Source organism: Croceibacterium atlanticum (assembly GCF_001008165.2).
Taxonomy (GTDB): domain Bacteria; phylum Pseudomonadota; class Alphaproteobacteria; order Sphingomonadales; family Sphingomonadaceae; genus Croceibacterium_C; species Croceibacterium_C atlanticum.
This window is the reverse complement of record NZ_CP011452.2, coordinates 2,537,801-2,562,438: the sequence shown is the minus strand read 5'-3', so window position 1 is coordinate 2,562,438 and position 24,638 is coordinate 2,537,801. Positions and strand designations below refer to the sequence as shown.

Annotated in this window: 29 protein-coding genes and 1 pseudogene; 16 read left to right on the top strand and 14 right to left on the bottom strand. The window is 63.1% G+C overall.

Going from position 1 to position 24,638, the window contains the following annotated elements; translation table 11 throughout:
- Window positions 1-187: 187 nt before the first annotated feature.
- On the bottom strand, window positions 188-2,446 hold the full coding sequence (locus WYH_RS12180) for an NADP-dependent malic enzyme (RefSeq protein WP_046904044.1): 2,259 nt from the start codon (window positions 2,444-2,446) through the stop codon (window positions 188-190).
- Window positions 2,447-2,563: 117 nt separating this feature from the next.
- Window positions 2,564-3,172: an HNH endonuclease gene (locus tag WYH_RS12175; protein ID WP_046904043.1), complete on the bottom strand. Its 609-nt coding sequence runs from the start codon at window positions 3,170-3,172 to the stop codon at window positions 2,564-2,566.
- Between the two features lie 121 nt (window positions 3,173-3,293).
- Here WYH_RS12175 and gluQRS point away from each other — a divergent pair, with 121 nt between their 5' ends.
- From gluQRS to WYH_RS12150, 5 genes are read left to right on the top strand one after another with little or no spacing between them, the layout of a single operon-like run.
- Window positions 3,294-4,145 (top strand): tRNA glutamyl-Q(34) synthetase GluQRS, encoded by an 852-nt coding sequence (gene gluQRS / locus WYH_RS12170; protein ID WP_046904042.1) that lies wholly within the window; start codon window positions 3,294-3,296, stop codon window positions 4,143-4,145.
- Window positions 4,142-4,375: an HIG1 domain-containing protein gene (locus tag WYH_RS12165; protein ID WP_046904041.1), complete on the top strand. Its 234-nt coding sequence runs from the start codon at window positions 4,142-4,144 to the stop codon at window positions 4,373-4,375. Before gluQRS ends, WYH_RS12165 begins: the two co-directional genes overlap by 4 nt.
- Before the next feature lie 19 nt (window positions 4,376-4,394).
- Window positions 4,395-4,961, top strand: a complete 567-nt coding sequence (locus tag WYH_RS12160) for a cob(I)yrinic acid a,c-diamide adenosyltransferase (RefSeq protein ID WP_046904040.1) — start codon at window positions 4,395-4,397, stop codon at window positions 4,959-4,961.
- Window positions 4,962-5,015: 54 nt separating this feature from the next.
- A complete protein-coding gene (locus tag WYH_RS12155) occupies window positions 5,016-5,885 on the top strand; it encodes a 3-hydroxyacyl-CoA dehydrogenase NAD-binding domain-containing protein (RefSeq protein ID WP_179945413.1) in 870 nt (289 codons plus the stop codon).
- Window positions 5,886-5,945: 60 nt separating this feature from the next.
- Window positions 5,946-6,275 carry a hypothetical protein gene (locus WYH_RS12150; RefSeq protein ID WP_046905142.1) on the top strand — a complete coding sequence of 110 codons (330 nt, stop codon included), beginning with the start codon at window positions 5,946-5,948 and terminating at the stop codon, window positions 6,273-6,275.
- On the opposite strand, the gene WYH_RS12145 is transcribed toward WYH_RS12150, so the two are convergent.
- The 6 genes from WYH_RS12145 to dksA form a co-directional block, all read right to left on the bottom strand.
- Entirely contained in the window at window positions 6,272-6,676 is a 405-nt protein-coding gene (locus WYH_RS12145; protein ID WP_046904038.1) for a YidH family protein, read from the bottom strand. The two genes, WYH_RS12150 and WYH_RS12145, sit on opposite strands and share 4 nt — an antisense overlap.
- Window positions 6,677-6,717: 41 nt before the next feature.
- Window positions 6,718-9,324: a DNA mismatch repair protein MutS gene (gene mutS / locus WYH_RS12140; protein ID WP_459562374.1), complete on the bottom strand. Its 2,607-nt coding sequence runs from the start codon at window positions 9,322-9,324 to the stop codon at window positions 6,718-6,720.
- Between the two features lie 72 nt (window positions 9,325-9,396).
- Window positions 9,397-9,777: a DUF4112 domain-containing protein gene (locus WYH_RS12135; protein ID WP_046905140.1), complete on the bottom strand. Its 381-nt coding sequence runs from the start codon at window positions 9,775-9,777 to the stop codon at window positions 9,397-9,399.
- Between the two features lie 68 nt (window positions 9,778-9,845).
- Window positions 9,846-11,339 (bottom strand): ABC transporter substrate-binding protein, encoded by a 1,494-nt coding sequence (locus WYH_RS12130; protein WP_046904037.1) that lies wholly within the window; start codon window positions 11,337-11,339, stop codon window positions 9,846-9,848.
- A gap of 52 nt (window positions 11,340-11,391) precedes the next feature.
- Window positions 11,392-11,766, bottom strand: coding sequence for a PilZ domain-containing protein (locus tag WYH_RS12125; protein WP_046905139.1), 375 nt, complete (start codon window positions 11,764-11,766; stop codon window positions 11,392-11,394).
- Window positions 11,767-11,906: 140 nt separating this feature from the next.
- On the bottom strand, window positions 11,907-12,365 hold the full coding sequence (dksA, locus tag WYH_RS12120; RefSeq protein ID WP_046904036.1) for an RNA polymerase-binding protein DksA: 459 nt from the start codon (window positions 12,363-12,365) through the stop codon (window positions 11,907-11,909).
- A 281-nt stretch (window positions 12,366-12,646) separates the two neighbouring features.
- On the opposite strand from dksA, the gene WYH_RS12115 reads away from it, so the two are divergent.
- Window positions 12,647-12,979 (top strand): SEL1-like repeat protein, encoded by a 333-nt coding sequence (locus WYH_RS12115; RefSeq protein ID WP_046904035.1) that lies wholly within the window; start codon window positions 12,647-12,649, stop codon window positions 12,977-12,979.
- On the opposite strand, the gene WYH_RS12110 is transcribed toward WYH_RS12115, so the two are convergent.
- The 5 genes from WYH_RS12110 to WYH_RS16580 are packed head-to-tail and all read right to left on the bottom strand — an operon-like array spanning window position 12,980 to window position 16,207.
- Complete coding sequence (locus tag WYH_RS12110; protein ID WP_046904034.1) at window positions 12,980-14,116, bottom strand: GNAT family N-acetyltransferase; 1,137 nt, start codon at window positions 14,114-14,116, stop codon at window positions 12,980-12,982.
- A gap of 28 nt (window positions 14,117-14,144) precedes the next feature.
- A complete protein-coding gene (locus WYH_RS12105; protein ID WP_046904033.1) occupies window positions 14,145-14,909 on the bottom strand; it encodes a glycerophosphodiester phosphodiesterase family protein in 765 nt (254 codons plus the stop codon).
- Window positions 14,890-15,351: a RidA family protein gene (locus WYH_RS12100; RefSeq protein WP_046904032.1), complete on the bottom strand. Its 462-nt coding sequence runs from the start codon at window positions 15,349-15,351 to the stop codon at window positions 14,890-14,892. Before WYH_RS12100 ends, WYH_RS12105 begins: the two co-directional genes overlap by 20 nt.
- Window positions 15,348-15,977 carry a hypothetical protein gene (locus tag WYH_RS12095; protein ID WP_046904031.1) on the bottom strand — a complete coding sequence of 210 codons (630 nt, stop codon included), beginning with the start codon at window positions 15,975-15,977 and terminating at the stop codon, window positions 15,348-15,350. The genes WYH_RS12100 and WYH_RS12095 overlap by 4 nt, the downstream gene beginning before the upstream one ends.
- Window positions 15,974-16,207 carry a DUF3572 domain-containing protein gene (locus WYH_RS16580; RefSeq protein ID WP_082347970.1) on the bottom strand — a complete coding sequence of 78 codons (234 nt, stop codon included), beginning with the start codon at window positions 16,205-16,207 and terminating at the stop codon, window positions 15,974-15,976. The genes WYH_RS12095 and WYH_RS16580 overlap by 4 nt, the downstream gene beginning before the upstream one ends.
- A gap of 113 nt (window positions 16,208-16,320) precedes the next feature.
- Between WYH_RS16580 and WYH_RS12090 the strand changes: the two genes are divergently transcribed.
- From WYH_RS12090 to spt, 3 genes are all read left to right on the top strand, one after another.
- Window positions 16,321-16,689 carry a response regulator gene (locus WYH_RS12090; RefSeq protein ID WP_046905138.1) on the top strand — a complete coding sequence of 123 codons (369 nt, stop codon included), beginning with the start codon at window positions 16,321-16,323 and terminating at the stop codon, window positions 16,687-16,689.
- 186 nt (window positions 16,690-16,875) lie between these two features.
- Window positions 16,876-17,118: an acyl carrier protein gene (locus WYH_RS12085; protein ID WP_046904030.1), complete on the top strand. Its 243-nt coding sequence runs from the start codon at window positions 16,876-16,878 to the stop codon at window positions 17,116-17,118.
- Between the two features lie 7 nt (window positions 17,119-17,125).
- Window positions 17,126-18,376, top strand: coding sequence for a serine palmitoyltransferase (gene spt / locus WYH_RS12080; RefSeq protein ID WP_046904029.1), 1,251 nt, complete (start codon window positions 17,126-17,128; stop codon window positions 18,374-18,376).
- Window positions 18,377-18,389: 13 nt separating this feature from the next.
- Here the strand turns inward: spt and WYH_RS12075 are convergent, their stop codons facing one another.
- Entirely contained in the window at window positions 18,390-19,028 is a 639-nt protein-coding gene (locus WYH_RS12075) for a YqaA family protein (RefSeq protein ID WP_046904028.1), read from the bottom strand.
- 209 nt (window positions 19,029-19,237) lie between these two features.
- Here WYH_RS12075 and WYH_RS12070 point away from each other — a divergent pair, with 209 nt between their 5' ends.
- The 7 genes and pseudogenes from WYH_RS12070 to WYH_RS12040 all read left to right on the top strand — a co-directional run bounded on the left by WYH_RS12070 (window position 19,238) and on the right by WYH_RS12040 (window position 24,634).
- Window positions 19,238-19,738, top strand: a complete 501-nt coding sequence (locus tag WYH_RS12070) for a hypothetical protein (RefSeq protein WP_046904027.1) — start codon at window positions 19,238-19,240, stop codon at window positions 19,736-19,738.
- Window positions 19,731-20,198, top strand: a pseudogene (locus tag WYH_RS12065) (terminase large subunit domain-containing protein); the annotation flags it as partial. The gene WYH_RS12070 and the pseudogene WYH_RS12065, both read left to right, overlap by 8 nt.
- Before the next feature lie 115 nt (window positions 20,199-20,313).
- Window positions 20,314-20,511, top strand: coding sequence for a phage tail assembly chaperone (locus WYH_RS12060; protein WP_046904026.1), 198 nt, complete (start codon window positions 20,314-20,316; stop codon window positions 20,509-20,511).
- Complete coding sequence (locus tag WYH_RS12055; RefSeq protein WP_046904025.1) at window positions 20,504-21,067, top strand: hypothetical protein; 564 nt, start codon at window positions 20,504-20,506, stop codon at window positions 21,065-21,067. Before WYH_RS12060 ends, WYH_RS12055 begins: the two co-directional genes overlap by 8 nt.
- Window positions 21,068-21,081: 14 nt before the next feature.
- Complete coding sequence (locus WYH_RS12050) at window positions 21,082-23,406, top strand: DUF2460 domain-containing protein (RefSeq protein ID WP_046904024.1); 2,325 nt, start codon at window positions 21,082-21,084, stop codon at window positions 23,404-23,406.
- Window positions 23,403-24,224: a DUF2163 domain-containing protein gene (locus WYH_RS12045; protein WP_046904023.1), complete on the top strand. Its 822-nt coding sequence runs from the start codon at window positions 23,403-23,405 to the stop codon at window positions 24,222-24,224. The genes WYH_RS12050 and WYH_RS12045 overlap by 4 nt, the downstream gene beginning before the upstream one ends.
- On the top strand, window positions 24,221-24,634 hold the full coding sequence (locus WYH_RS12040; RefSeq protein WP_046904022.1) for an NlpC/P60 family protein: 414 nt from the start codon (window positions 24,221-24,223) through the stop codon (window positions 24,632-24,634). The genes WYH_RS12045 and WYH_RS12040 overlap by 4 nt, the downstream gene beginning before the upstream one ends.
- The last annotated feature ends 4 nt before the right edge of the window (window positions 24,635-24,638 follow it).

Sequence of the window (24,638 nt, the reverse complement as noted above, 5' to 3'; positions counted from 1 at the left end):
TACCGCGCGCCAGGCAGCCATGGCGCGAATCACGGGCCTGATCTTTGACGTCGCTCAAAGCGGGGGAGATGCCGGGAACGGTAATGGCCGCGATACACGAAGCCGCGCCCGACGATTATCGGACGCGGCCACATGTTCTGTCAGTGTTTCGGTTATTCGGTAATCCGGCCGGTATCAGCCCGTCACATCAGCCCACCACGCCGGCCGCGGCCAGCACGGACAGGGTCAGCACATCCGGCGCATTGGCCGTCATCGGTGCGATCTGGACTGGCTTTTCCATACCGATCAGCATTGGCCCGATAGTGGCATTGCCGCCCAGTTCGCGCAGCAATTTGGCCGAAAGATTGGCGGATTGCAGGCCCGGCATGACCAGCACATTGGCGGGGCCGGACAGGCGACTGAACGGATATTGCGCCATTACCTGCGGATTGAGCGCGGCATCGGGCGCCATTTCGCCTTCATATTCGAAGTCCGGCTTTTCCTCGTCCAGGATATGCACGGCCTCACGGATATTTTCGAGCCATTTGCCCGCCGGATTGCCGAAGGTGGAATAGGACAGGAAGGCCACGCGCGGTTCATGGCCCAGCCGCCGTGCGACGGCCGCCGTATCCTTGGCGATATGCGCCAGCTGTTCAGCCGTGGGCCGTTCATTGATCGTCGTATCGGCCAGGAACACGGTGAAATTCTTGCCGATCATCATGTGCACGCCGAAGGGCACTTCGCCCTGCTTGTGATCGAGCACGAGATTCACTTCGCGAATGGTCTGGGCGAAGGGCCGCGTCAGGCCAGTGATCATCGCATCGCCATGGCCAAGCGCCAGCAACAGCGAGGAGAAGATATTGCGGTCCTGATTGACCATGCGGCGCACATCGCGTTCCGTATGGCCGCGCCGCTGGAGCCGCTTGTAGAGATAATCCACCATGTCCGGCACGAATTCGGATTCGGCGGAATTCTGGATTTCGAAGGAATCGGGATTGGCCGCGGCCAGTTCCACCAGCTTTTCCCGCACCGCATTGGTGCGGCCAACCAGGACCGGCGTGCCATATCCGAAATCGCGGAACTGGATGGCGGCGCGCAGCACCACTTCTTCTTCCGCTTCCGCGAAAACCACCCGCTTGGGATTGTTCTTCACTTCGGCATAGACATTGGTCAGAACCGAAGTCGTCGGGTTGAGCCGGCTCTTCAGCGCATGGCGATAGGCGTCGAAATCCTCGATCTGCGTCTGGGCCACGCCGCTATCCATGGCGGCCTTGGCCACTGCGGCGGAAACGACTTCCATCAGCCGCGGATCGAACGGCACGGGAATGATGTAATCACGCCCGAACTGGTGATTCTTGCCATAGGCCGCCGCCACTTCTTCCGGAACCGGCTTGCGCGCCAGTTCGGCGATGGCCTGCGCCGCGGCAATCTTCATTTCCTCATTGATGGCCGTGGCCCTTACGTCCAGCGCGCCGCGGAAGATGAAGGGGAAGCCCAGAACATTATTGACCTGGTTCGGATAGTCCGACCTGCCCGTGGCCACGATCGCATCGGGACGCACGGCCTTGGCGGCATCCGGCGTGATTTCCGGATCGGGATTGGCCATGGCGAAGATGATGGGCTGATCCGCCATCTTTTCCACCCATTCGGGTTTCAGCGCGCCGCCGACCGACAGGCCGAGGAAAATATCCGCACCGACCAGCGCATCTTCCAGCGTGCGGCGATCCGTCTGGACCGCGTGCGCGCTCTTCCACTGGTCAACATTGTCGCGCCCCGGATAGATCACGCCGCTGCGGTCGCACATCAGCACGTTTTCATGCTGCACGCCCATCGCCTTGATCAGCGCGGTGCAGGCGATGGCCGCCGCGCCGGCGCCGTTCACCACGACCTTCACATCCTTCAGGTCGCGCCCGGTAATGTGGCAGGCATTCAGCAGGCCGGCGGCGGAAATGATCGCCGTGCCGTGCTGGTCATCATGCATGACCGGGATGTTCAGCTTTTCGCGCAGGGCCTGTTCAATGATGAAGCATTCAGGCGCGCGGATATCTTCCAGATTGATGCCGCCAAAGCTCGGTTCCATCAGCGCCACGGCATTGATGAAGGCCTCAGGGTCTTCCGTCGCCAGTTCCAGGTCGATCGCATCGACATCGGCAAAGCGTTTGAACAACACCGCCTTGCCTTCCATCACCGGCTTGGAAGCCAGAGCGCCCAGATTGCCCATGCCGAGAATGGCCGTTCCGTTGGAAATCACGGCAACGAGGTTGGAACGCGCCGTGTAACGCGCGGCATTGGCCGGATCATCGGCGATGGCCTGCACCGGCACGGCCACACCCGGCGAATAGGCCAGGCTCAGATCGCGCTGCGTCGCCATCGGCTTGCTGGCGACAATCTCGATCTTACCCGGCCGGACGGTCTCGTGATAGAAGAGCGCTTCGCGCGCGGTGAAGCTGTCGGTCTGGTCCGCCAAGGCAATCCTCTGATCGTTCTAATGCACCCGTGGCCGCGCCCTAACGCGCGAGGCGCGCCCGGTATAGCGAAAACCCGCATAAAAAAGCAGCAACGGCAACGGCGGCTGTCCAGCCGCTCAGGCTTCCAGCTCTATATCCCAATAGAGCCAGTCCCGCCATGTCTCGTGCAGATAGTTGGGCGGAAAGCATTTGCCATGCTGCTGCAATTGCCAGCTTGTCGGCCGGATCGGGTTCACCAGCGGCCGCATATTGGCCTGTTCCGGCGTCCGCCCGCCCTTCTTCATGTTGCAGGGCGCGCAGGCGGTGATGATATTCTCCCACGTCGTCTTGCCGCCCAGCCGGCGGGGCACGACGTGGTCGAAGGTCAGGTTCTGCGGGCTGCCGCAATATTGGCAATTGAAGCGATCGCGCAGGAACAGGTTGAAGCGGGTAAAGGCTGGAAATTCGCTCGCCTTCACGAATTGCCGCAGCGCGATCACGCTGGGGATTTTCATGTCGAGCGAGGGCGAATGCACTTCCCGGTCATAGCTGGCGACAATATCCACCCGTTCGAGAAAGACCGCCTTGATCGCGGTCTGCCATGGCCACAGGCTTAGTGGATAATAGGAAAGCGGCGTGTAATCCGCGTTGAGAACCAGCGCAGGGCAGCTTTCCAGCCTGCGCGTTGGATCTTCTTCCGCGCTCCGGAAACGGGCTGCGCGTTCGATCAGTTCGGCTTTGAACACGGCGTGTCCTCCCTGATACTGTGAGAGGAGCATTTGCGCGGAAAAGCGTCAAGCCTGTTACAAAAGTTGAATCCACAGCAAAATCCGCGAGTCGGGCCGTCAGGCAGAAAGCAGCAATGACATGATCGTGACCCGTTTCGCCCCCAGCCCGAACGGTTCGTTGCATCTCGGACACGCCTATTCGGCAATCAGGGCACATGATCTGGCCCGTCAGGCGCATGGCCGTTTCCTGCTTCGGATCGAGGATATTGACGGCGCGCGCAGCAAGGCGGAACTGGCCGGGGAATTTCGCGCCGACCTGCATTGGCTGGGCCTGGAATGGGAAGAAGTCGCCCCGCAATCCTCCCGCATCGCGGCCTACGAAGCGGCAGCCGCAAGGCTGCGGGACATGGGCCTGCTCTATCCCTGCGCCTGTACACGGTCCGAAATCGCCGAAGCCGCAACCGCAACCGGACCTGACGGCCCCGTCTATCCGGGCACCTGCCGGGGCGCGGCAATCGACACGGACCGGCCGGTGGCCTGGCGGCTCGATGTCCGGGCCGCGCTGGAACAAACCGGGCCGCTGACCTGGTTGGATGAACTGGCGGGCGAACAGCAGGCCCGGCCAGACCTGGCCGGCGATGTCGTGCTGATCCGCAAGGATGCGAGCACGCCGGCCAGCTATCACCTTGCCGCCACGCTGGACGATGCGGCAGACGGTGTCACACTGGTCACACGCGGACGGGATCTTTTCGCCGCGACTCACATTCACTGCCTGATCCAGGCCCTGCTGGAATTGCCCGTTCCGCATTGGCACCATCATGCGCTGCTGCTGGACAGTGGCGGGCGCAAGCTCGCCAAAAGACGCGGCTCCCCATCGCTGGCCGACCGGCGGCTGGCGGGGGAAGACGGGCACGCCCTGGCCGATGCGTTGCGCCGGGGCGAGTTACCGGCTGGAATTGTGCTGGATGAAGGCCTACATATCCACGCATGACCTATCTACTCATCCTCGCCATCATCGGCTTGGCAATCATGGTCGTCGTATCGCTGGTGCGTGGGATCATTGCCTTTCTGCAAAGTTCCCGCCTGGAAGTGGACAACCCGGAAGAAGCGGAAAGAGTCGGCCGGCTTCAGCTGAAACAGAACCAGATGATGTTCGCCCGCATCAAATATCAGGCGCTGGCGGTCGCAGTGGTTGCCGTGCTGCTGATGATCAGCCGCTAAGCGGCAGCGCCGACGCAAAGTGGTCCGGCTTTCCAAGATCTACACACGCACCGGGGATGACGGCACGACCGGGCTGGTCGACGGATCCCGCCTGCCCAAACACGCCATCCGCATGAAAGCCGTCGGCGCGGTGGACGAGGCGAATTCCGCGCTCGGCCTCGCCGCATTATCGCTGGAAGGCGAAACTGCCGCCGATCTTTACCGCATCCAGAACGACCTGTTCGACCTGGGCGCCGATCTGGCGACGCCGGGGGATGATTTCGAACCTTCGGAAATGGTCCTGCGCATGGTCCCGACCCAGACGGAATGGCTGGAAAAGCGGATCGATGCGCTGAATGCCGGGCTGGAACCACTGAAAAACTTCATCTTGCCGGGTGGCAGTGAAGCCGCCGCAAGGCTGCATGTCGCCCGCGCCGCCGCGCGCAGGGCGGAACGCGCAATCAGTGCGCTGGCGGAATTCCAGCCGGTGAACCCCGCGGCCCTTACCTATATAAACCGCCTGTCCGACCTGCTCTTCGTCATGGCGCGCGCAGCCAATTCGGGCGGAACAGGCGATGTCCTATGGCAGCCCGGCGCGAACCGGTAGCGCGGCCATTCCGCATCCGCTAACCCGTCTTCGCAACTGCGAAGGAGCGATCTGATGGATTCGATCGGCGTAATTGGCGCGGGGCAAATGGGATCGGGCATTGCCCAGGTCGCGGCGGCCAGTGGACGGAAGGTCTTTCTGGCGGATCGTGAAATCGCCGTGGCTGAAAAGGCGAAAGGCAGCATTGCCAAACGCCTCGCCCGCCTGGTCGAAAAGGAAAAGATCGCGCAGGCCGATGCCGATAACGCAATTGGCCTGATCGTGCCGACCGCGGATTATTCCGCCATGGGCGGTTGCGGCTTCATCATCGAAGCGGCGACCGAAAATGAGGAGATCAAGCAGGCGATCTTCCGGTCTGCCAGCGAAGTGCTCTCCCCCGACGCGATTCTGGCCACCAACACAAGTTCCATCCCGATCACCCGCATGGCCGCCGGGGTGCCCGATCCGGCCCGCTTCATCGGAATGCATTTCTTCAATCCGGTGCCGGTGATGAAGCTGGTGGAAGTCATACCCGGCCTGGCCACTGCCGCCGGCACGGTGGAAAAGACCTGCGCCTTCGCGGCAAGCCTGGGCAAGGAAGTGGTGAAGAGCGAGGACGAACCCGGCTTCATCGTCAATCGCATTCTCCTGCCCATGATTAACGAGGCGGTGTTCACCCTGGGCAATGGCACGGCCAGCGTGGCGGATATCGACAAGGGCTGCCGGCTTGGCCTCAATCACCCGATGGGCCCGCTGGAACTGGCCGATTTCATCGGGCTGGATACCTGCCTGGAAATCGTGCGCGTGATCTTCGATGGCACGGGCGACACGAAATATCGCCCCGCCCCATTGCTGGTGAAATATGTCGAAGCTGGCTGGCTGGGCCGCAAGACGGGCAAGGGATTCTACGACTATTCGGGCGAGGAGCCCGTCCCTACGCGTTGATTCCGCAGCCGGGAACAGGCCGCACCTCCGGCCCGTTATCCGGCAGAAGGAGTGTTCGCGATGATCGACAAACCCGAAAAGAATAAAAACAGCCAGGCCCCCGAGCTCTATAATGACGAGCAGGAGGACGAAAGCAGCCAGTCACAGGAAATCGCCGAGGAAGCGCGCAAGCGCATGCCCGATGAAGACCGCGCGACGGAAAGCACCAAGAAGCGCGGCAGTGGCATCATGGGCGAGGATTCGCAGGATCTCGTCGATCACATGAAGGACATGGAACAGTCCGGCCGGATCGACATGGCCGCCTATCGCGGCGAGGATAATCTGGACGATAACGAAGACAAATATGACCGTAGCAACCGCGTGGACGATTTGCCTTCCGACGGCAGCTAGCCGCCGATCCTCCCGTCATTGAGAACCCACAAGCCGGCGACCAGCAGAACAGATCCGATCGCAACGATCCATGCGATCCAGCGGATATTCGGCGCGCTCACCGTATCCACCGCGTGACAATCCAGTTTTTCAAAGGATTTTCTCGCGCGGTGCTGGGCGGTGAGCGCCACACCCGCCCCCAGAAGGAGGAACAATGTCGCGATGGCCCGCGCCAGCCAGGGCGGATCCAGTTCACCGAATAATGCATTGAAGGCCAGGCCGATGCCGATCGCCCCGAAGGCAGTCCGCATCCAGCCTGCGAAAGTCCGCTCCACCGCCAGGATCGTGCGGTCCTCCGCCCAGTCGGTGCGATCTTCCGCCAGGCGTGTACTGCGGTCAGGCTTGTCCTTACCCTCGCTCATTCCGGAAGGCTAACCGGCGGAAGGGAAAAGGCAAACTATCCCTATGCTTCGCCCGCCTCGCGCTTCAGTTCATAAAGCAGGTCCAGCGCCTCCCGCGGGCTAAGCGCGTCCACGTCCAGACCATGCAGCCTGTCGCGCAGGGCGTCGCATTGCTCCTCCTCCGCTTCCGCCGCAGCAGCGAATAGCGGGAGTTCGCCCAGACCGGCAGCCAGACCACCCGTTTCTGCCCGCCCTTTCTCCAGCTTTTCCAATACGGCCTTGGCACGCGCCACCACTTCCCGGGGAACGCCGGCCAGCCGGGCGACGGCAAGCCCATAGCTGCGATCGGCCGCCCCTTCGGCAAGTTCGTGCAGCAGTACCAGTTCCCCCTTCCACTCCTTCGCGCGGACATGGTGGAGCGAAAGGGAGGGGCAGCTGTCAGCCAGCCGGGACAATTCGTGATAATGGGTGGCGAACAGGCAGCGGCAGCGATTGACCTCGTGAATCGCTTCGGCAACGGCCCAGGCAAGCGCCAGCCCGTCATAAGTGGAAGTGCCCCGGCCCACCTCGTCCAGAATCACGAAACTGCGCTCGCTCGCCTGGGCGAGAATGGCTGCGGTTTCGACCATTTCCACCATGAAGGTGGAACGGCCTCGGGCGAGATTATCCGACGCGCCGACCCGGCTGAACAGGCGGTCCACCAGCCCGATCCGCGCGCTTGCCGCCGGCACGAAGCCGCCAGCCTGGCCAAGCAGGACGATCAGCGCATTCTGGCGCAGGAAGGTGGACTTGCCGCCCATATTCGGGCCGCCGATCAGCCAAAGCCGATCCTCGCTCGCCAGCCGGCAATCATTCGCCACGAAACGTTCGCCCGCACGGGCCAGGGCGGCTTCCACCACCGGGTGCCGCCCGCCTTCGATTTCCAGGCAGGGATCGTCCAGAATTTCGGGACGGCACCAGCCCCCTTCCGCCGCGCGTTCGGCCTGTCCGGCGGCCACATCGAGGCGGGCAAGCGCGGCGGCGGTGGCAGCGATTTTCTCGCGCGCATTCACCACTTCGCCGACCAGCTCCTCGAAATGGGCATCCTCCGCCGCCAGCGCGTGGGCGCCCGCTTCAGCAATGCGGCCCGCTTCCTCGTGCAATTGCAGCGAATTGAACCGCACCGCGTTGGCCATGGTCTGGCGATGGGTGAAGCCGCTTTCGGGCGTCATCAGCTTGTCGGCATGTCTGGCCGGCACTTCGATGAAATAGCCGAGCACGCCGTTGTGCTTGATCTTGAGCGCGGCGATGCCGGTATCGTCGCGATAGCGTGCCTCCATCGCCGCGATAGCGCGGCGGGCATTGCCCGATACGGCGCGCAATTCATCCAGCGCGGCATCATAACCTTCCGCGATGAACCCGCCCGATCCACGCTCCGTCGGCGGGGCGGCCACCAGCGCGCGCGACAGCAGATCGGTCAACGCGCCATGACCGCCCAGGCGCGGCAGTAATTCGGACAGCAGATCCGGCTTGTCGCCACGTGGCTGGAGATAATCGCCAATCCGGCGCGCTTCGGCCAACCCGTCGCGCAATTGGCCAAGATCGCGCGGGGATCCACGCCCGGCGACCACACGGCCAAGTGCCCTGCCGATATCCGGAAGGCCACGCAGGACTTCCCGCAAATCCGCGCGAAGCAGCGGATCGGCATGGAAAAAATGCACCAGATCGTGGCGCCGCCCGATCGCCGCCCGGTTCGCCAGCGGCGTGGCAAGATCTTCCGCCAATTGCCGCGCGCCGGCCCCGGTGACGCAGCGATCCACTTCGGCCAGCAGGCTGCCCTGCCGCCCGCCACCCTGCGCCTCGATGATTTCAAGGCTGGCCCGCGTCGCCTGGTCCATGGCCAGCACGCTGTCCGACCCGCGCATTTCCGGGGGCAGCAACAGCGGCAGGCTGCCCCGCCCGACATGGTCGAGATAGGCGATCAGCCCTCCCGCAGCGGCCAGCATCGGACGGGAGAAATCACCGAAACCGTCCAGAGTGGCGACACCATGCACGGATTTGAGGCGGGCCTCCCCCTCATCACTGGCAAAATCGCGCGCCGGGCGGCTTATCGCATCGGGCGGCGCTGCGTCCCAGCCTTCGGGCGCAACCACTTCACTGGCCGCAAAACGCGCCAATGTGGCGTCCAGCGAGCCCGGATCGCATTCCTCCAGCTCCATCCGACCGGTGGAAATATCGCAGGCGGCGATGCCGCATGTCCCGCGCAATTCGCAGGCGGCAACCAGCAGATTGGCCCGGCGCGGTTCCAGCAGCGCCTCTTCCGTCAGCGTTCCTGCCGTGACGAAGCGCACGATGTCCCGCCGCACGAGAGCCTTGGAGCCGCCGCGTTTCTTCGCTTCTTCAGGGCTTTCCACCTGTTCCGCGATAGCCACGCGGCAACCGGCGCGAATCAGCCGGGCGAGATAGCTTTCCGCCGAATGCACGGGCACGCCGCACATCGGCACGGGCGCCCCATCATGTTCCCCGCGACTGGTCAGCGCGATGTCGAGCACGGCGCTGGCCCGCTTCGCATCGTCGAAAAACAGCTCGAAGAAATCGCCCATGCGATAGAACAGCAGGCAATCGCCAGCCTCCCGCTTGAGCGAGAGATATTGCGCCATCATCGGGGTAGGTGCGGAAGCATCGGCCATGAGGGACGCGGATTAGCGGCTTATGCCGCCAAAATCACCGGGGGCGGCGGATTTGCTGCGGAAAGCTGCCGCTTATTGTTCGATCACCGGGTGATGCTTGTCGAGATGACGCTTGATGATCTTCAGATTGCGGGTGTTGGACCGGAACATGAAGTCGAACAGATCGCCCGCCACCGGGATTGCGCCGACTGCGCTATCGAAAGCGAGATTGCCGGCCATGCGCCACAATTTCCACCTGGGCATGCCGATATTCTTCGCTTCCCAGATCAGATAGGCGCCCATCGCCGCAGTGATGATATCGCCGACAACGGGAACCAGCCCGACAATCGCATCCAGCCCGACGGTCCGGTTGATACCGGGGACCACGAAGCTGCGCTCCAGGATCATTTCCATGGCTTCAACCCGCTGGCGCACGGAGTGCGGGTCAGTGCCGACCGGCAATTCATAGGCCATGCGCCGGGGGCGCTCGGCCCGGATCCTCTCCGGGCGCACGATTTCTGGCGTGTCCCTTTCCATCCCGCCTATCTGGGGAGTGTCGCCATCGGCGGCAAGGGATGGAAGGCCCAGGCATTGGCGGCGAAGCCATCCACATTGCCGCGAATGAGCGACCAGCGCAGCGGCGAGCCGAACGGAATATAGGCATTGGCGAGGTTGAGCGAGGCTTCCGCTTCGGACAATAGCGAGGATCGGACCTGCGGATCGGTTTCGGCAATCGCCTGTTCCACCAGGTAATCCGCATCATCATCGCACACACCGCGCCGCAGCGAGCAATTGAACTGGTCAAGGAACCAGCGGGGCCCGGCAAAACGCGCCACCCGGTCCACCAGGACGAGATCGGCGCGGCGCGTATCCTCGGCGCGTTCCAGCCTGATGCGCACCGTGGAAAGCTGGTCAGCGATCTGCCGGAACAGGGTCTGCAACCCCGGCTCGTCGCCAATGGCGAGCGTCAGCACGACCCGGCGATCAGCCCCGGCCTCGCCATTTTCAGGCGGGTTGAGCCGCAGCCATTCCGCCACACGGGCGGATGCTTCCGCCCGCCGCTGATCCATGTCGATGCCGACCCATCTTTCGGTATTGAAATCCGATCCGCCCGGCAGGCCCGGAGGCACGATGCGCGTCGTGGCCACCCAGCCGCCAATATTGAACGGCGCCATCAGTTCTGCCCGGTCGAGCGCCATGGAAAGGACTTCGCGCCCTTCCGGCGTCGCCAGCAGGCCGGTGGCATTGCGCACCTGCATCCCGAACAGCCCGATCGCCGGATCGATGCGAACCGTGCCGCGCGACAGGGGCCCGGTATCGGCCAGCGGCAATGAACCGATCCGCCCGCCCAGCACGGCATCTACCTCCCCCTCTTCAAACAGGTCGATCGCCTGTTGCGGACCGGCGGCATGGATCCGCACGGTGCGGACATGATCCTGCCATTCCTCGTCCGCGGGCAGGCCGCGTTGTTCAGGCGCCTTCATGGTCAGGATGGCAAGCGAACCCTGACGCCGTAATTCCATGGGCCCGGCGCCTTCCCCGTTATTGGACAGGGCCAGTTCGGGCTGGGCCAGCAATTGCAGCAGGGTGGGGACAGGGCCGGACAGGCGAATTTCGACCACGCGCCCCGCCATGGCCCGCACTTCCTCTATCGGCGCGAGATCGAGGCCAAGCGAAGTTCCGCGAAGGCGGCGGATGGCATCCAGCAGGGCGGCGCGGGCGCTCTCGGCAGTGATTTCGCTGCCATCGGGCCAGCTGCCTTCACGCAGGCGGAAAATGAAGCTCATGCCGTCATCGGTGACGATCCAGCGATCGGCCAGGGCAGGGATCGTTTCGCCATATTCGTCCAGCGCGACCATGCCCGTGCCGGTTGCCGCGCGGAGATGCTGCGCGGCGGAGGACAGGCGCAGCCCACCTGCGAACAGGCTGTCTTCCGATGCAATAAAGGCGATGTCCAGCGCGCCGCTTTCCCGCTGGCCACATCCGGTCAGTGGCAACACCGCCAGAAGCGGGATCAGGAAAAGGCGCCGCACCATCGCCCAACTCCTAGGCCGGGCCGCGCAGCGCTTCAACAAGGCTTGCGGAGGTTCAGATCTTTCTGATGACGGAAGGATCGACCGGTTTTTCCACCTGGTGATTGCGCGTGAAACGCGGGCTCTCAAAGCCGGGCGCTTCCTTGGGGGCGGATGCGCGGGCCAGCTTGGGGTCGATTTCCTCGACAAAGGCGATGCCGAAGCGGTTTTCCTGCTTCCAGGCAACGGAGCCTTCGACCCATCCGATATTGCGCAATTCCACCGACACAAGCGAACCGCGCATTACGCGGACATCGCCTTCGGCCATCATACCGCCGGAGGAGAGGTTGCGAACCTTGACGCGGTGGACCGCATCCTGCCCGTCCACTCGCAGCTGGGCGAGCAGGAACAGGCTGTCACGGTTCATCTGACGCGTATCGACATTGCTCATGGCAGGCGTCTGATCCTTATCTTCCACAGCGAAAGCCGCCTGTTGCGCGACTATCTCATTAGATGGAGTGGTTTGTCGCCCGCTTTGGCTAACGCGAAGTTAACGCGCGCCCTCCAGATACAAAGCTGTGCCAGATTGGGTCAGTCGTCGCGGGAAATCTTTTCGCGCCGTTCATGGGCCTGCTGCGCTTCCACGGTCATCGTCGCGATCGGCCGGGCGGTCAGCCGCTTGATCCCGATCGGTTCACCCGTGACTTCGCACCATCCATATTCGCCTTCGTCGATTCGGCGCAGGGCGGCATCAATCTTGGAAATCAGTTTGCGCTGGCGATCGCGGGTCCGCAATTCGATGCCCCAATCCGTTTCGCTCGACGCGCGATCATTCAGATCGGGTTCGCGAATCGGGCCATCCTGCAGCGATTGCAACGTGCCTTCCGATGCGCTGAGGATCGACTTCTTCCATTCCAGCAGCAGGACGCGGAAATAATTGAGCTGCTTTTCCGACATGTATTCTTCATCGTCGGAAGGTGCATAATCACGGTCCAAAGCCCGTTTGGCCTTGGCGAGAATGTCGATTTCGTCTCCTGGCATCGATGCCATTCAAGAACTCCGAATGCGTATCCGCCCCCCGCGGGCTTGCCGGTCCTTCTGGCGGGTCCGGCAATTTGCTTGCGCACCCCGGCAAGATTTCGCGGCCTATAGTGGCAGTGCGATTCCGGCACAAGCGGCAATCCCGCCAGCACTGGTGGCAATAAGTTCAGGCAGGACCGAACTTGCGCGGCAGAACTTGCCTGACAGCCTGTTAACCATTTCTTGACCGTCTTCGGCAGAACATTCCCGGCGAAGCTCGTGGGGGTGCGGGCAACACAGGGAAACCCGTCATGGAATGGGCCAATATCGAAGAATTCGCGAAAATACGTCCGGCCGATGAAAGCCGGAATGATTTGAAGATTGCGCATTATCTCGCCGCCGCGTCGGATGGGGACATGGACGCCTGCTATGATCTGGGGGTCGTTTATTCGACCGGCGGTTATGGCGTGGAGTGCGATCTGATCGAAGCGCATAAATGGTTCAACATCGCCGCATCGCGCGGAAACGAGGAAGCCGGCTGGTGCCGCGCCGACCTGTCCGATGAAATGACCGCCCGCGAAATCGCCGAAGCCCAGCGCCGCGCGCGCCAGTGGCTGGTCTGCGCGGACAAGCGCGTCGCCTGATCAGGCTTTGCGGAACGGCGTCCTTTCGCCCAGCATCATGCTGTCCTGCGAAATGCCGAGACGTTCCTGTTCCAGATAATCCGCCACAGCCGCGCGAAAGCCGGGATCGGCGATGTAGTGCATCGACAATGTCTGCACCGGCTCATAACCGCGGGCCAGCTTGTGCCCGCCCTGCGCGCCGGCTTCCACCCGGCGCAGCCCGCGTTCTATCGCGGCATCGATCGCCTGGTAATAACACAGTTCGAAATGAAGGAAGGGCTTGTCCACCAGGCAGCCCCAATATCGGCCGTAAAGCGCCTGTGAGCCGATGAAATTCAGCGCCCCGGCAATCGGCCGGTCATCCTCGAAGGCCAGCACCAGCAGCACCTGATCGCCCATCCTTTCGCCGAACAGGTCAAACGCTTCGCGCGTCAGATAGGGCGTGCCCCATTTGCGCGCGCCGGTATCCTGATAGAAATCCCAGAATGCATCCCAGTGTTCAGGGCGGATATCGCCCCCTGACAGGGCGCGAATCATGACCCCTTCCTGTGCCGCCTTGCGTTCCTTGCGAACGGCCTTCCGCTTGCGCGAAGCCAGCGCGGCCAGGAAATCGTCGAAACTGGCATAATCGCGGTTTTCCCAGTGGAACTGGATATCGCGGCGCGGCAGCCAGCCTGCCTGTTCGAAGAAGCCGCGCTGTTCTTCTTCGATGAAGGTGGCGTGGGCGGAAGAAAAACCGTGCTGCTGGCACAGCCGCTCCGCCGCTTTCAGCAGCACGCCGGCATAGGCATCGTCCGACAGCAAAAGGCGCGGCCCGGTGGCCGGCGTAAAAGGCGCGGCGATCTGCAATTTGGGATAATAATCCCCGCCCGCCCGGTGCCATGCATCGGCCCAGGCATGATCGAACACATATTCCCCCTGGCTGTGCATCTTGGCATAGGAAGGGAGCGCCGCCAGCAGCTGGCCCCGTGCATCCTCGATCACCAGGGGGGCTGGCGTCCAGCCGCTGCCCGGGCCGACACTGCCCGAATCCTCCAACGCGGTAAGGAAGGCATGGCTCATGAAGGGATTGCCCGATCCCGCCAGGGTATCCCAGTCCGCAGCCGGGAAAGACCCGACCGAAGGTGCCACGCGTGCCGTCAGATCGCCATCCGCCATTGCCGGCAAGATAGAGAAGCCGCAGCTTCTATGCGACCCCTTCCCCTTCCACGATCGGCGCATCCGCGTGATTTTTCGCCCGGTCGAGCAATTCCGCGCTGTCGACCGTCCAGGTCAGGACCGGCAGCCCACGGGCCCGCTGGGCAGCGGCAAAGCGGCTCGGCAAGTCGCGAATGTCACAGGCGAGGAAATTGGCGCACGATTGCCACAGGGCGAAATGGCGCCCGGCACGCCCGCGCCAGCCTTTTCGCCCCTGTTCCGTCACAACCAGCCCGCGCGGAATGGCGGGCGCCTGCCGCGCGAACCAGCGGACCACGCGGGGATCGAACGACATCACCGCATATGGCCCGCCATAACCTTCAAGATTACGGCGAACCGCAGCGCAAAGCGATGACACGGGGCGATCCCGGTGCGATTTTATCTCGATCAGCAGAGGCACGGCGCCCCGCGTCTGCGCCAGCAAATCATGCAGGGTGGGAATGCGCTCCCCACTTCCCCTCAGCGCGATACGGGTCAGTTCCCCCACGCTGCGGGCAGCGAGCGGCCCGGCTTCCGCCGTCAGCCGATCCAGATCCGCATCGTGGAACACGATTGCCCGGCCATCACGGCTTTTCTGCACATCGCATTCCACGCCCATTCCCGCCGCGATGGCGGCGGCGAAGGCGCCGGGCGAATTCTCCACCACATCGCCGCCATGCAGGCCGCGATGGGCATAATGGTGATCTTTCAGCCAGTCCGTCCGCGCCGGTTCGGGCGCGGCGGCCAGCCAGCGGTCAAGCAGCGGCCAGGGCAATGATAGCGTCGATCTCGACAGCAGCGCCAAGCGGCAGGGAAGGCACGCCAACCGCGGCGCGGGCGTGCCGGCCGGCTTCTCCGAAAATGTCGAACATCAGTTCCGAAGCGCCATTGGCCACTTTCGGCTGATCGGTGAAATCGGGGGTGGAATTGACGAAAGCCCCCAGCTTCACGATCCGCTGCACCCGTTCGAGCGGAATCCGCGCAGCTTCCAGCTGGGCCAGGATCATTAATCCGCACGCCCGCGCGGCGGCAGCGCCCTGATCAACGGATACATCTTCGCCCAGGCGGCCAGTCACCAATTGCCCGTCAATGAAGGGAAGCTGGCCCGAAACATGGGCCAGGTTACCGGTTACCACCACGGGGACATAGCTGGCCACCGGGGCGGCTGCCTGCGGCAGGGTGATACCGAGTTCTGCGAGACGTGCCTGAATTGTCATGATTTGACCCCATGCAATGTTTCCAGCAGCCAGGGCAAGGCCTCCTGCCAATTGTCGATCCGCGCATGGGCATGCCCGCCCTCATGCGCACAGGGCACATACCGGGCGATGGCCGGTTCGCCGCAGAAATGCAGGCGGAACGTATCGGGCAGGATCTCCGCTGCAGAGGCATGATGCTTGGCGATATCGTCGATGAAGACCGCGCGGCTGGGCGCGAACTCTTCCACGATGCGGCGCAGAGCCTCTCCCTTTGGCCCCTGATTGGTAAAAATCCGCGCCTCGATCCCGTGGCCGAGCAATTGGCGGCGGCGATCTTCGTTGAATTCATCGACCAGGTTGGTGAGCACGACCACATCGGCATCGCGCTGCAATTCGGCGATTGCGTCCACCGACCCTTCGATCGGGGTCTGCCGGCCCATTTCGCTGCGGAAAAAATCCTTCAGCAGGGCCCAGCTTTCCTCTTCCGACAGCGGCTCCGCCGCGCCGCGCCGCTTCATCGCCTGGCTGAAGGGGTTGCCTTCCAGCGAGAATTCTATGTCATGCGCTTCGCCCAGCCAGTCCCGGAAATGCCGCACCATATGCAGCAGCACTTCATCGCAATCGGTCACAACAAGCGGGCGGTTCATCGGCACATTTCCTCTCGCGCGGAGGCGAGCTCGGCAGGCTGGATACCGAGCGCTTCGGCAGATGCCACAAGATCCGGCTCATGTGCACAGAGAAATTCCAGAACGGCGCGATGGGTTTCCGGCCGTGCGATCGCAGCGCGCAATCCGTCGGGCGTCAGCCCGGTAAGGTCGAGGAAACGCTGCGCCCGATCGCCATCCGAAAGAATCCAGCCAAGCGCGGCAAGCGCCAGGTCTGAATGGTCGCGGGGCGAAGTCCGGCTTTGGTTAATAATTGTAAGCCATCCTGTAAACGTATAGGAGAAGATTGCAGGTCTTCCGTGGGGGCGGATTGATCGGGGGATCCATGACGAAGCGCATCCTTGTTGTCGAGGACAACGATCTGAACCGGAAGCTTTTCTGCGATGTGCTGCAAGCCAGCGGTTTCGCGGTGGAGCCGGTCGCCAATGGCAATCATGCCATTGAAAAAGCCCGCATTTTCAACCCCAACCTGGTGGTGATGGATATCCAGCTTCAGGACGTATCGGGGCTGGACCTGATCGCCACCCTGAAAAACGATGCCCAGCTGGCCGATGTCCCCGTACTTGCCGTGACCGCCTATGCCGGCAAGGGGGACGAGGAACGGATTCGCGAAACGGGCGCGGAAGGCTATTTGTCGAAACCGGTTTCGCTCGGCCCGTTCATGGCCGCGGTGAAGGGGCTGGTTGGCCAATAGGCATCCCCGCTCTGGCGGCAGGCTGCCTGTATCCCGTTCATCGCCCAGACAAATATGGTCGTGGATCGTCGGGGCACTGGCGCTTGCCAATTGCGCCCTCGCTTGACAAGCAACCCGATGGGCCGCTTTTGCGCGGCAGAGCGTGGCCGGCCTTTTGCCGGCGCGCAGATTGGATAGGATTTTTCTATGGATCGCGCCGAAATCGACAGCCGCATCCGTTCGTTGATCGAACCCTTCAACAAGAAGGGAATCGCGATCGCGGACGAGACGACTTTCGCCGGTGACCTGGAATTCGACAGTCTGACGGTGATGGATTTCGTCGCCGCGATTGAAGACGAATTCGACATCATTATCAGCATGAACCAGCAGGCCGAAATCGAAACCTACGGGCAGCTGGTCAGCGCCGTGAGCGATCTGCAGGACAAGTGAGGCCGGCATGAGCGAGCAATCGGCAAAGGCGGCCACGGCGGAATCGGGCGGCGCCCCGGCGGGCGATCTCTTCTCCAAGTTCGACGGCATCATCCAGACGCGCGAAAACCTGCTGTCGCAGGGCGCGGAAGATCCGTTCGGCCTGGTGATGGAGAAAGTGCTCTCCCCCACCCGCGCGATCTGCAACGGGCGGGACACGATCCTGCTGGGCACCTATAATTACATGGGCATGACCTTCGACCCCGACGTGATCGCGGCGGGCAAGGAAGCGCTGGAAAAATACGGGTCCGGCACCACCGGCAGCCGGGTGCTCAACGGCACGTATCAGGGCCATGTGGAGGTAGAGGCCGCGCTGCGCGAATTCTACGCCATGGACCATGCCATGGTATTCTCCACCGGCTATCAGGCCAATCTCGGCATCATTTCCACCATTGCCGGCAAGGGCGATTACATCGTCCTCGACATAGACAGCCATGCCAGCATCTGGGACGGCTGCGCGATGGGCAATGCCGAAGTCGTGCCCTTCAGGCATAACGACCTCGAAGCGATGGAAAAGCGCCTGCGCCGCATTCCCGAAGGGGCGGGCAAGCTGGTGGTTCTCGAAGGCGTCTATTCCATGCTGGGGGATGTCGCCCCGCTGAAGGAAATGGTCGCCATCGCCAAGAAATACGGCGCCATGGTGCTGGTGGATGAAGCGCATTCGATGGGCTTCATCGGCCCGAACGGGCGCGGCGTTGCCGAAGAACAGGGCGTGATCGACGATGTCGATTTCATCATCGGGACGTTTTCCAAGAGCGTCGGCACGGTGGGCGGCTTCTGCGTTTCCAACCATCCGAAGTTCGAAATCATGCGGCTGGTCTGCCGCCCCTATGTCTTCACCGCCAGCCTGCCGCCGAGCGTGGTGGCCACTGCCGCCACTTCGATCCGCAAGCTGATCCAGGGGGGCGACAAGCGCGCCCATCTCTGGGAAAATTCCAAACGCCTGCATGGCGGGCTGAAGGATCTCGGCTTCGCGCTGGGAACGGACCATCCGCAAAGCGCGATCGTGGCCGTGATCATGCCCGATCTGGAACACGGCGCCGCCATGTGGGAAGCGCTGCTGCATGAAGGGCTTTACGTCAATCTGGCACGCCCGCCGGCAACGCCCGCAGGCATGACGCTGCTGCGCTGCTCCCTATGCGCCGAACACAGCGCGGAAGAGGTGGAAACCATCCTCGGCATGTTCGAACGCGCCGGCAAGGCGGTGGGGATTATCTGATTGCGATCAGGCATCAGATCTGGGCAATGCTCGTGACCTGGGAGCATTTGTCCTGGGCTTCCTCACCCCCGCCGCCCAGCAGGGCCAGGACGAGGAAACCGCCAACCAGCAGGGCGCCGAATACGGCCGTCACCAGCCCCAGATATTCATCCACGATCCGTTTGATCGGGGCACCGAACAGGCGGAACAGGATGCCCACCGTCATGAAGATCAGCGCGCGTCCGGCAATGCTGGCGAGGATGAAGGGCACCAGCCCCATGCCGATGAAGCCGGCCGTGATCGTCAGCAGCTTGAACGGAACCGGCGTGGTGCCCGCCAGCAGGATCACTTCCCAGTCATATTCCTTGAGATAGCAGGCCGCCTTGGGAAAACTTTCCCCGAGGCCCAGCACACCGATCAGCCAGGCGCCCACTGATTCGTACAGGAAGAACCCGATCGCATAGCCGAACAGGCCGCCCAGCACCGAAGCGAAGGTGCAGATCAGCGCGAAGCGGACGGCCTTTTTCGGCTCCGCCAGGCACATCAGGCCCAGCAGTGGATGCGGCGGGATCGGGAAAAAGCTCGATTCAACGAAGCTGATCAGCGCCAGCCAGCCCGGCGCATGGCGATGCGCAGCCTTTTCCATCGTCCAGTCATAGAGCCGGCGCAGCATGGTTATCCCCTGTAATCCAGCCGTGTCCTGCCCGGCAGTTGCCGCGAACTAGGCCAGCCCCCGGCGCCGTGCAATAGGCCACGAATCCCCAATATAACCTATATGGCACTTTTTGATTGACATCGCGACGCTCTTTGGTTAGAGAAGCGGAACATCGCGATAGAGCGAGTCGCCGGGGCCCTCCCGGCATTCCCCTGGGACTTCCTGCCATGACCAATGACGCCAAGGGCGCGACCCGTTCGCGCCGCAAAACCGGTGCGCCAAAGAACTGGCGCGACATCTTCATCGCCAAGCTGGGAGAAACATCCAATGTCAGCGCCGCCGCGCAGGCCGCCAATATCAGCGTAAGCCAGGTCTATAAGATACGGCGCAACGATCCCACCTTCGCCCGCCGCTGGTTCGGGGCGTTGACCGAAGGCTATGACAATCTGGAAATGGAACTGCTCCACCGCCTGCGCAGCGGGCAGACCGAATATGTCGACGAGGACGGCAACAAGCGCAAATTCGATCTCGGCACCGCCTTTCGCTGCCTGCTTGCCCATCGCGAAACCGTGGCGCGGGAAAAAGGCCGCCGAACACTGGCGCAGGAGGCCGCGACCATCGCTTCAGTCAATGCCAAGATCGATGCGATGCGGGCCCGTGAAGCGGAAGCCAAGCGGCTGATGGCGGGCCTACGCAGGAACAAAACGGATACAGAAAGTGATGGCTGAGCTGGCGGCGGATCGCGGCGAATGGTTCCGCGAAACCGATCACGAAAAGCGGCTCTGCCTGTGGAACCAGCTGAACGAGGAAGAGCGCGAGGCGACCGGGCGCTATCACTGGGAAATCTGGGGGCGGAGCGACCAATTGCCGCCACCGGGAGACTGGCGCGTCTGGCTGGTTTGCGCCGGGCGCGGTTTCGGCAAGACACGCGCGGGCGCCGAATGGGTGCGGCATATCGCCCGGATGGACGGCACGGCCCGGATCGCGCTGGTCGGCGCTTCCCTGGCAGAAGCGCGTGCGATCATGGTGGAAGGGGAAAGCGGGGTGCTGGCCGCCGCGCCGGGCGCCTACACGCCGATATTCGAACCGTCCCTGCGGCGGCTGCAATGGGAAAACGGCGCGCAGGCATTCCTGTTTTCCGCCGCCGAACCTGAATCGCTGCGCGGCCCGCAGCACAGCCATGCCTGGAGAAGCGGGACACGGTAAGCCGCGAAACGCTTGGCCAGGCAGTCATGCAAACCGGTCTCGCAGGTTGCGCTGGCCCGCTGCGCTGTCTCCTGCAGCAAATATTGCAGGGCCGCGCATGAGTGCATGTTTCGCGGCGGCGGCGCTGCGACTGTCCGGCCTGGCCTCTCGCCAGCTCGGCTGGCGCCCGGATGATTTCTGGTCGGCCACCCCCGCTGAACTGATGGCGATACTGGCCCCGCCCGAGGGCCATCGCGATGCACCGCTAAGCCGCCACGAAATGCAGCAATTGATGGAGCGCGAGCGCAATGGATGAGGAAATGGAAAGCCTGCTGGTGGAAGTGCGCGCCAGCACGCAGGGCTTCCGCAGCGATATCGAAACCATGCGCGGTTCGGTCGATAATACGCTGACGGAAGGCTTCGCCCGCGCCGGATCGGTTCTGGAAAGCGGCCTGCTCAGTGCAATCCGCCGGGGCAGTCTCGGCTTTGACGATCTGAAGCGGGTCGCCCTGCAGACACTCGACCAGATAGCGGCGCAGGCATTGCAATCCGGCCTGTCCGGAATTTCCGGCAGCGCGGGTGGCATTGGCCCGCTGCTCGGCGGAACGCTGGGCGCGTTGCTTGGCCTTCCCGGCCGCGCGACGGGTGGACCGGTCAGCCCGAACACGCCCTATCTGGTAGGCGAAAGGGGGCCGGAACTATTCGTGCCCACTGCCGCCGGGCGCGTGGAAGCGGGCGGTTCCTCCCCGCGCCGCGACTTGCGCGTTTCGATCCAGATCGCCCAGCCCCGGGGCACTTCCGCACCCGCCACATTGCGCCGTTCGAGCCGCCAGGTCGCAAGCCAGGTGCGGCGCGCCCTTCGCGAATTCTGAAGAGGAAGAAAGACATGGCATTCTGGCTCGCCCGCAAACGTGACGGGCAGCAAAGCGACCATATCCAGCGTTTCGACCCGCGTTTCTGGACCGTGGATTTCCCGCGCCCGCAAATGGGGTCCGTGGTGACGACAGGCCCGGATTCGCTGCGCGTGGATCTGGAATTCCATCATCGCGATGCACTGGCCGGGCTGATCTGGGACAGCGTGGACAGGATCGATCATCCTCTCCACGCCTATGACACGGATCGCGACTATTCGCGGACGATATTGCGTTTCCGCTGGCAATCTTCCGGCGTCCTCCCGCTGGACGCGGTGAACGGGCCAACCCTGACAGCGGAAGGGCGCGACGCGGCAGGCAATGCACGCAGCTGGTTCGTGCGGCTGTGGGATTATGCCACCGGCACGCCCGAGGATGCAGAGATTGTCCTGCCCTTTTCCCACCTGTCCGGCGGATGGGAGGCCGAGGGCGACGATCCGGTGCATCCAGGCGATATCGACCGGATGTTCATTTCGCTGGTTCCGCCGGGCTTTACCCCGGATGACACCGGCCTGCTGCCCGAACGGGCAAATGGCTGGTTGGAACTTAGCGCGATCTCCTGCGAGGGCGAGCGGCCGATGCTTGCCATCGGCGATGCGCTGCTGCCCCCGCATGATGTGCGCATGGCGACCGCCTATGACGATTGCTACAACCAGACACCTGCCCGCCTGCTGCGCCAGTTGCGCTGGCTCGGCTATCGCGACAGCGTGCTGCACTATGTCGGCATGAGCCATTTCTTCCGGCTGGAACGGGTGGGCACAGACCTGCTGGCCGCGCCGGACGGAACATTCTGCACCCCGGCAGAAAACTGGCATCGGAATTTCCTGGCCCTGGCCAAGGATGCCGGGATCGATGTGATCTGTTCGCTTTCCTATGAATTGTTCGCCCGGCATTGCCCCGATGACTGGCAGCAACGCAGCCATGACGGGGAACCGGCGCGGACCGGGTGGGATCCGCCATCCGCCCTGCTCTCCCCGGCCAATATGCAGGCAATGGGCTGGCTCAAGGCTGTGGCCGCCAGGTTCACTTCCCTGCTTGGCGAAGCGGGCCTGCCGGCGCTGTTCCAGATCGGCGAACCATGGTGGTGGGTGATGCCGGACGGCCGCATCTGCCTCTATGACGATGCCGCGCGCGCCGCGCTGGGCGGAAACCCGGTGGAGATCGCCGATATTCGTGCCCCGCTCGGTCAGGCGCAGCGCGATCTGCTCGACAATGCAGGCGTGCTGCTGGCGCAATCGACGGCGGAAATCGCGCAAGTCGTACGGGACAACGCCGTTGGCGATCCGCAGGTTCATTTGCTGGTCTTCACCCCGACCATACTGGACCCTGCAATGCCCGAATTGCGCCGCGCCAATCTGCCCCTCGGCTGGGCCTGGCCCGCTTTCGAACGATTGCAGCTGGAGGATTATGACTGGCTGACCGCAGGCGCCGATGCACTGCGACGCGGCGCCTATGATCTGGTGCAGCAGCGATTGGCCTATCCGGCAGAGAGGCAGGATTATCTTTCCGGTTTCGTGCTGTCCGCCGGTGATGCCGACAGCTTCTGGCCCCTGATCGACGGCGCCTTCGAAGAAGCGCGCCGCCGCAATGTGCAACGGCTGTTCGTCTGGGCGCTGCCCCAGGTCTGCCGTGACGGATATACCCGCCTACCCTTCGTGCAGGAGGATTGCTTGCAAGCTTTCGACGATGTTCTCTACCCGCTCGCGCTTGGCCGCGATGCCGGTGTCAGCCCGGAATTTTCCACCTCTATCGCCGTTACTGCATCGGGCCATGAAAGGCGCAACAGCCATTGGTCGGACGCGCGGCTCCATTTCGATGTCGGGCCGGGCATCCGGTCCGAAGCGGAACTCGGCACGCTGATCGCGTTCTTCCGTGCGCGGCGCGGTGCGGCGCGGGGTTTCCGGCTGGCCGATCCTTTCGATTGCAGCTCCCACGGGATGAACGGGACACCCACCATGTCCGACCAATGGCTTGGCCGGGGCGATGGACTGACCGCCACTTTCCAGCTCATCAAACATTATGGCGAAGGGGAAGATGCGCAGATGCGACCGATCACCCGGCCGCGCGCGGACACGATCCTGATCAGCGTGGACGGAATTGCGCATGGCGATTGGCAGCTCGAATCGGGCGGCCGGATCAGGTTCGGCACTGCCCCATCCGCCGGGGCAGAGATCCGCGCCGGTTTCCTGTTCGACGTACCCGTTCGATTCGAACAGGACCGGCTGGATATTACCGGCGCCGCCTTCGCCGCGGGTGAAGCACCCTCTGTTCCGCTGATCGAAATACGCGAGGCCGTATGAACAGGGTGTTCTTCCACCACGAACTGGAAGGCGTGGCGACATGGTGGCGTGTGCTGCGCCGGGATGGCGTCACGCTCGGTTTCACAAGCCATGACCGGGATTTGCGTTTCGACGGCATTCTGCACCGCGCGGCGCCGGGCATGTTGCCATCCGCCATCAGGCGCACTGCCGATCTCGAACTCGACAGTGCTGAAGTGAGCGGCGCCCTGAGCCATGATTCAATTTCCGCCACCGATCTCCACGCCGGCCGGTTCGATGGGGCAGTGGTGGAAATCGGGCTGGTGGATTGGGAAGACCTGCAGCGCGCAACACTTCATCGCGGCGAGATTGGCGAGATTTCGGAAGAGGATGGGAGTTTCCAGGCAGAACTGCGATCGGCGAAGGCAGAACTGGAACTGGATCTCGTGCCGCGTACGGCGCCGACCTGCCGCGCTGCCTTTTGCGGTCCCGGCTGCTCCCTCAGTTCCGTACGCTTCACCCGGGAAGCCCGGTTGACCAGCATGGACGCTGGAGAAAGCCGATTGCACTTCGAAGACGGTCCGCCACCCGCGCATATGCTGGGCGGGAGTATCCGCTGGCTGGATGGGCCGCATTGCGGATTGACCATGCAGGTTTTTCGGGCGGATGAGGAAGGGCTGGTAGTCGACAAGCCACTGGATCCTTCCCTGCACGTCGGCGCCAGAGCGTTATTACACCAGGGCTGCGACCACACATTGGCGACCTGCCATGCACGCTTTGCCAATTCGGTTAATTTTCAGGGCGAACCACATCTACCCGGCAATGATCTGATTGCCCGCTATCCCAGGGCCGGATCGTGACAGCGCAATCAATCGCACTGGCACGTGCGGCGGAAGCATTGGTTGGCACGCCATTCCGGCCCGGCGGCCGGCATGTGCTGACCGGACTGGATTGTTTCGGCCTTGTCGCGGCAGCTTTGTCCAGCATCGGTCGGGAAGCGCCGACCCTGCCGATACGCCGGTTAAAACAGCCCTCTTTCCTTCAGTTCCTGCCACTCGCCACGATGGCAGGGCTGGCGGAAACAGATGATGCAATCGCACCGGGGGATGTGCTGCTTTCTTCTCCGGGCCCGGCACAGTTCCATCTTCTCATCGCCGACAGCAAGGGCGGCTTCATTCACGCTCACGCCGGGCTGCGCCGCGTAGTTCAGACGTCTTCTCCACTGCCCTGGCCAATCCTGCGCCAATGGCGCCTCACCGAAAACGGATAACCAT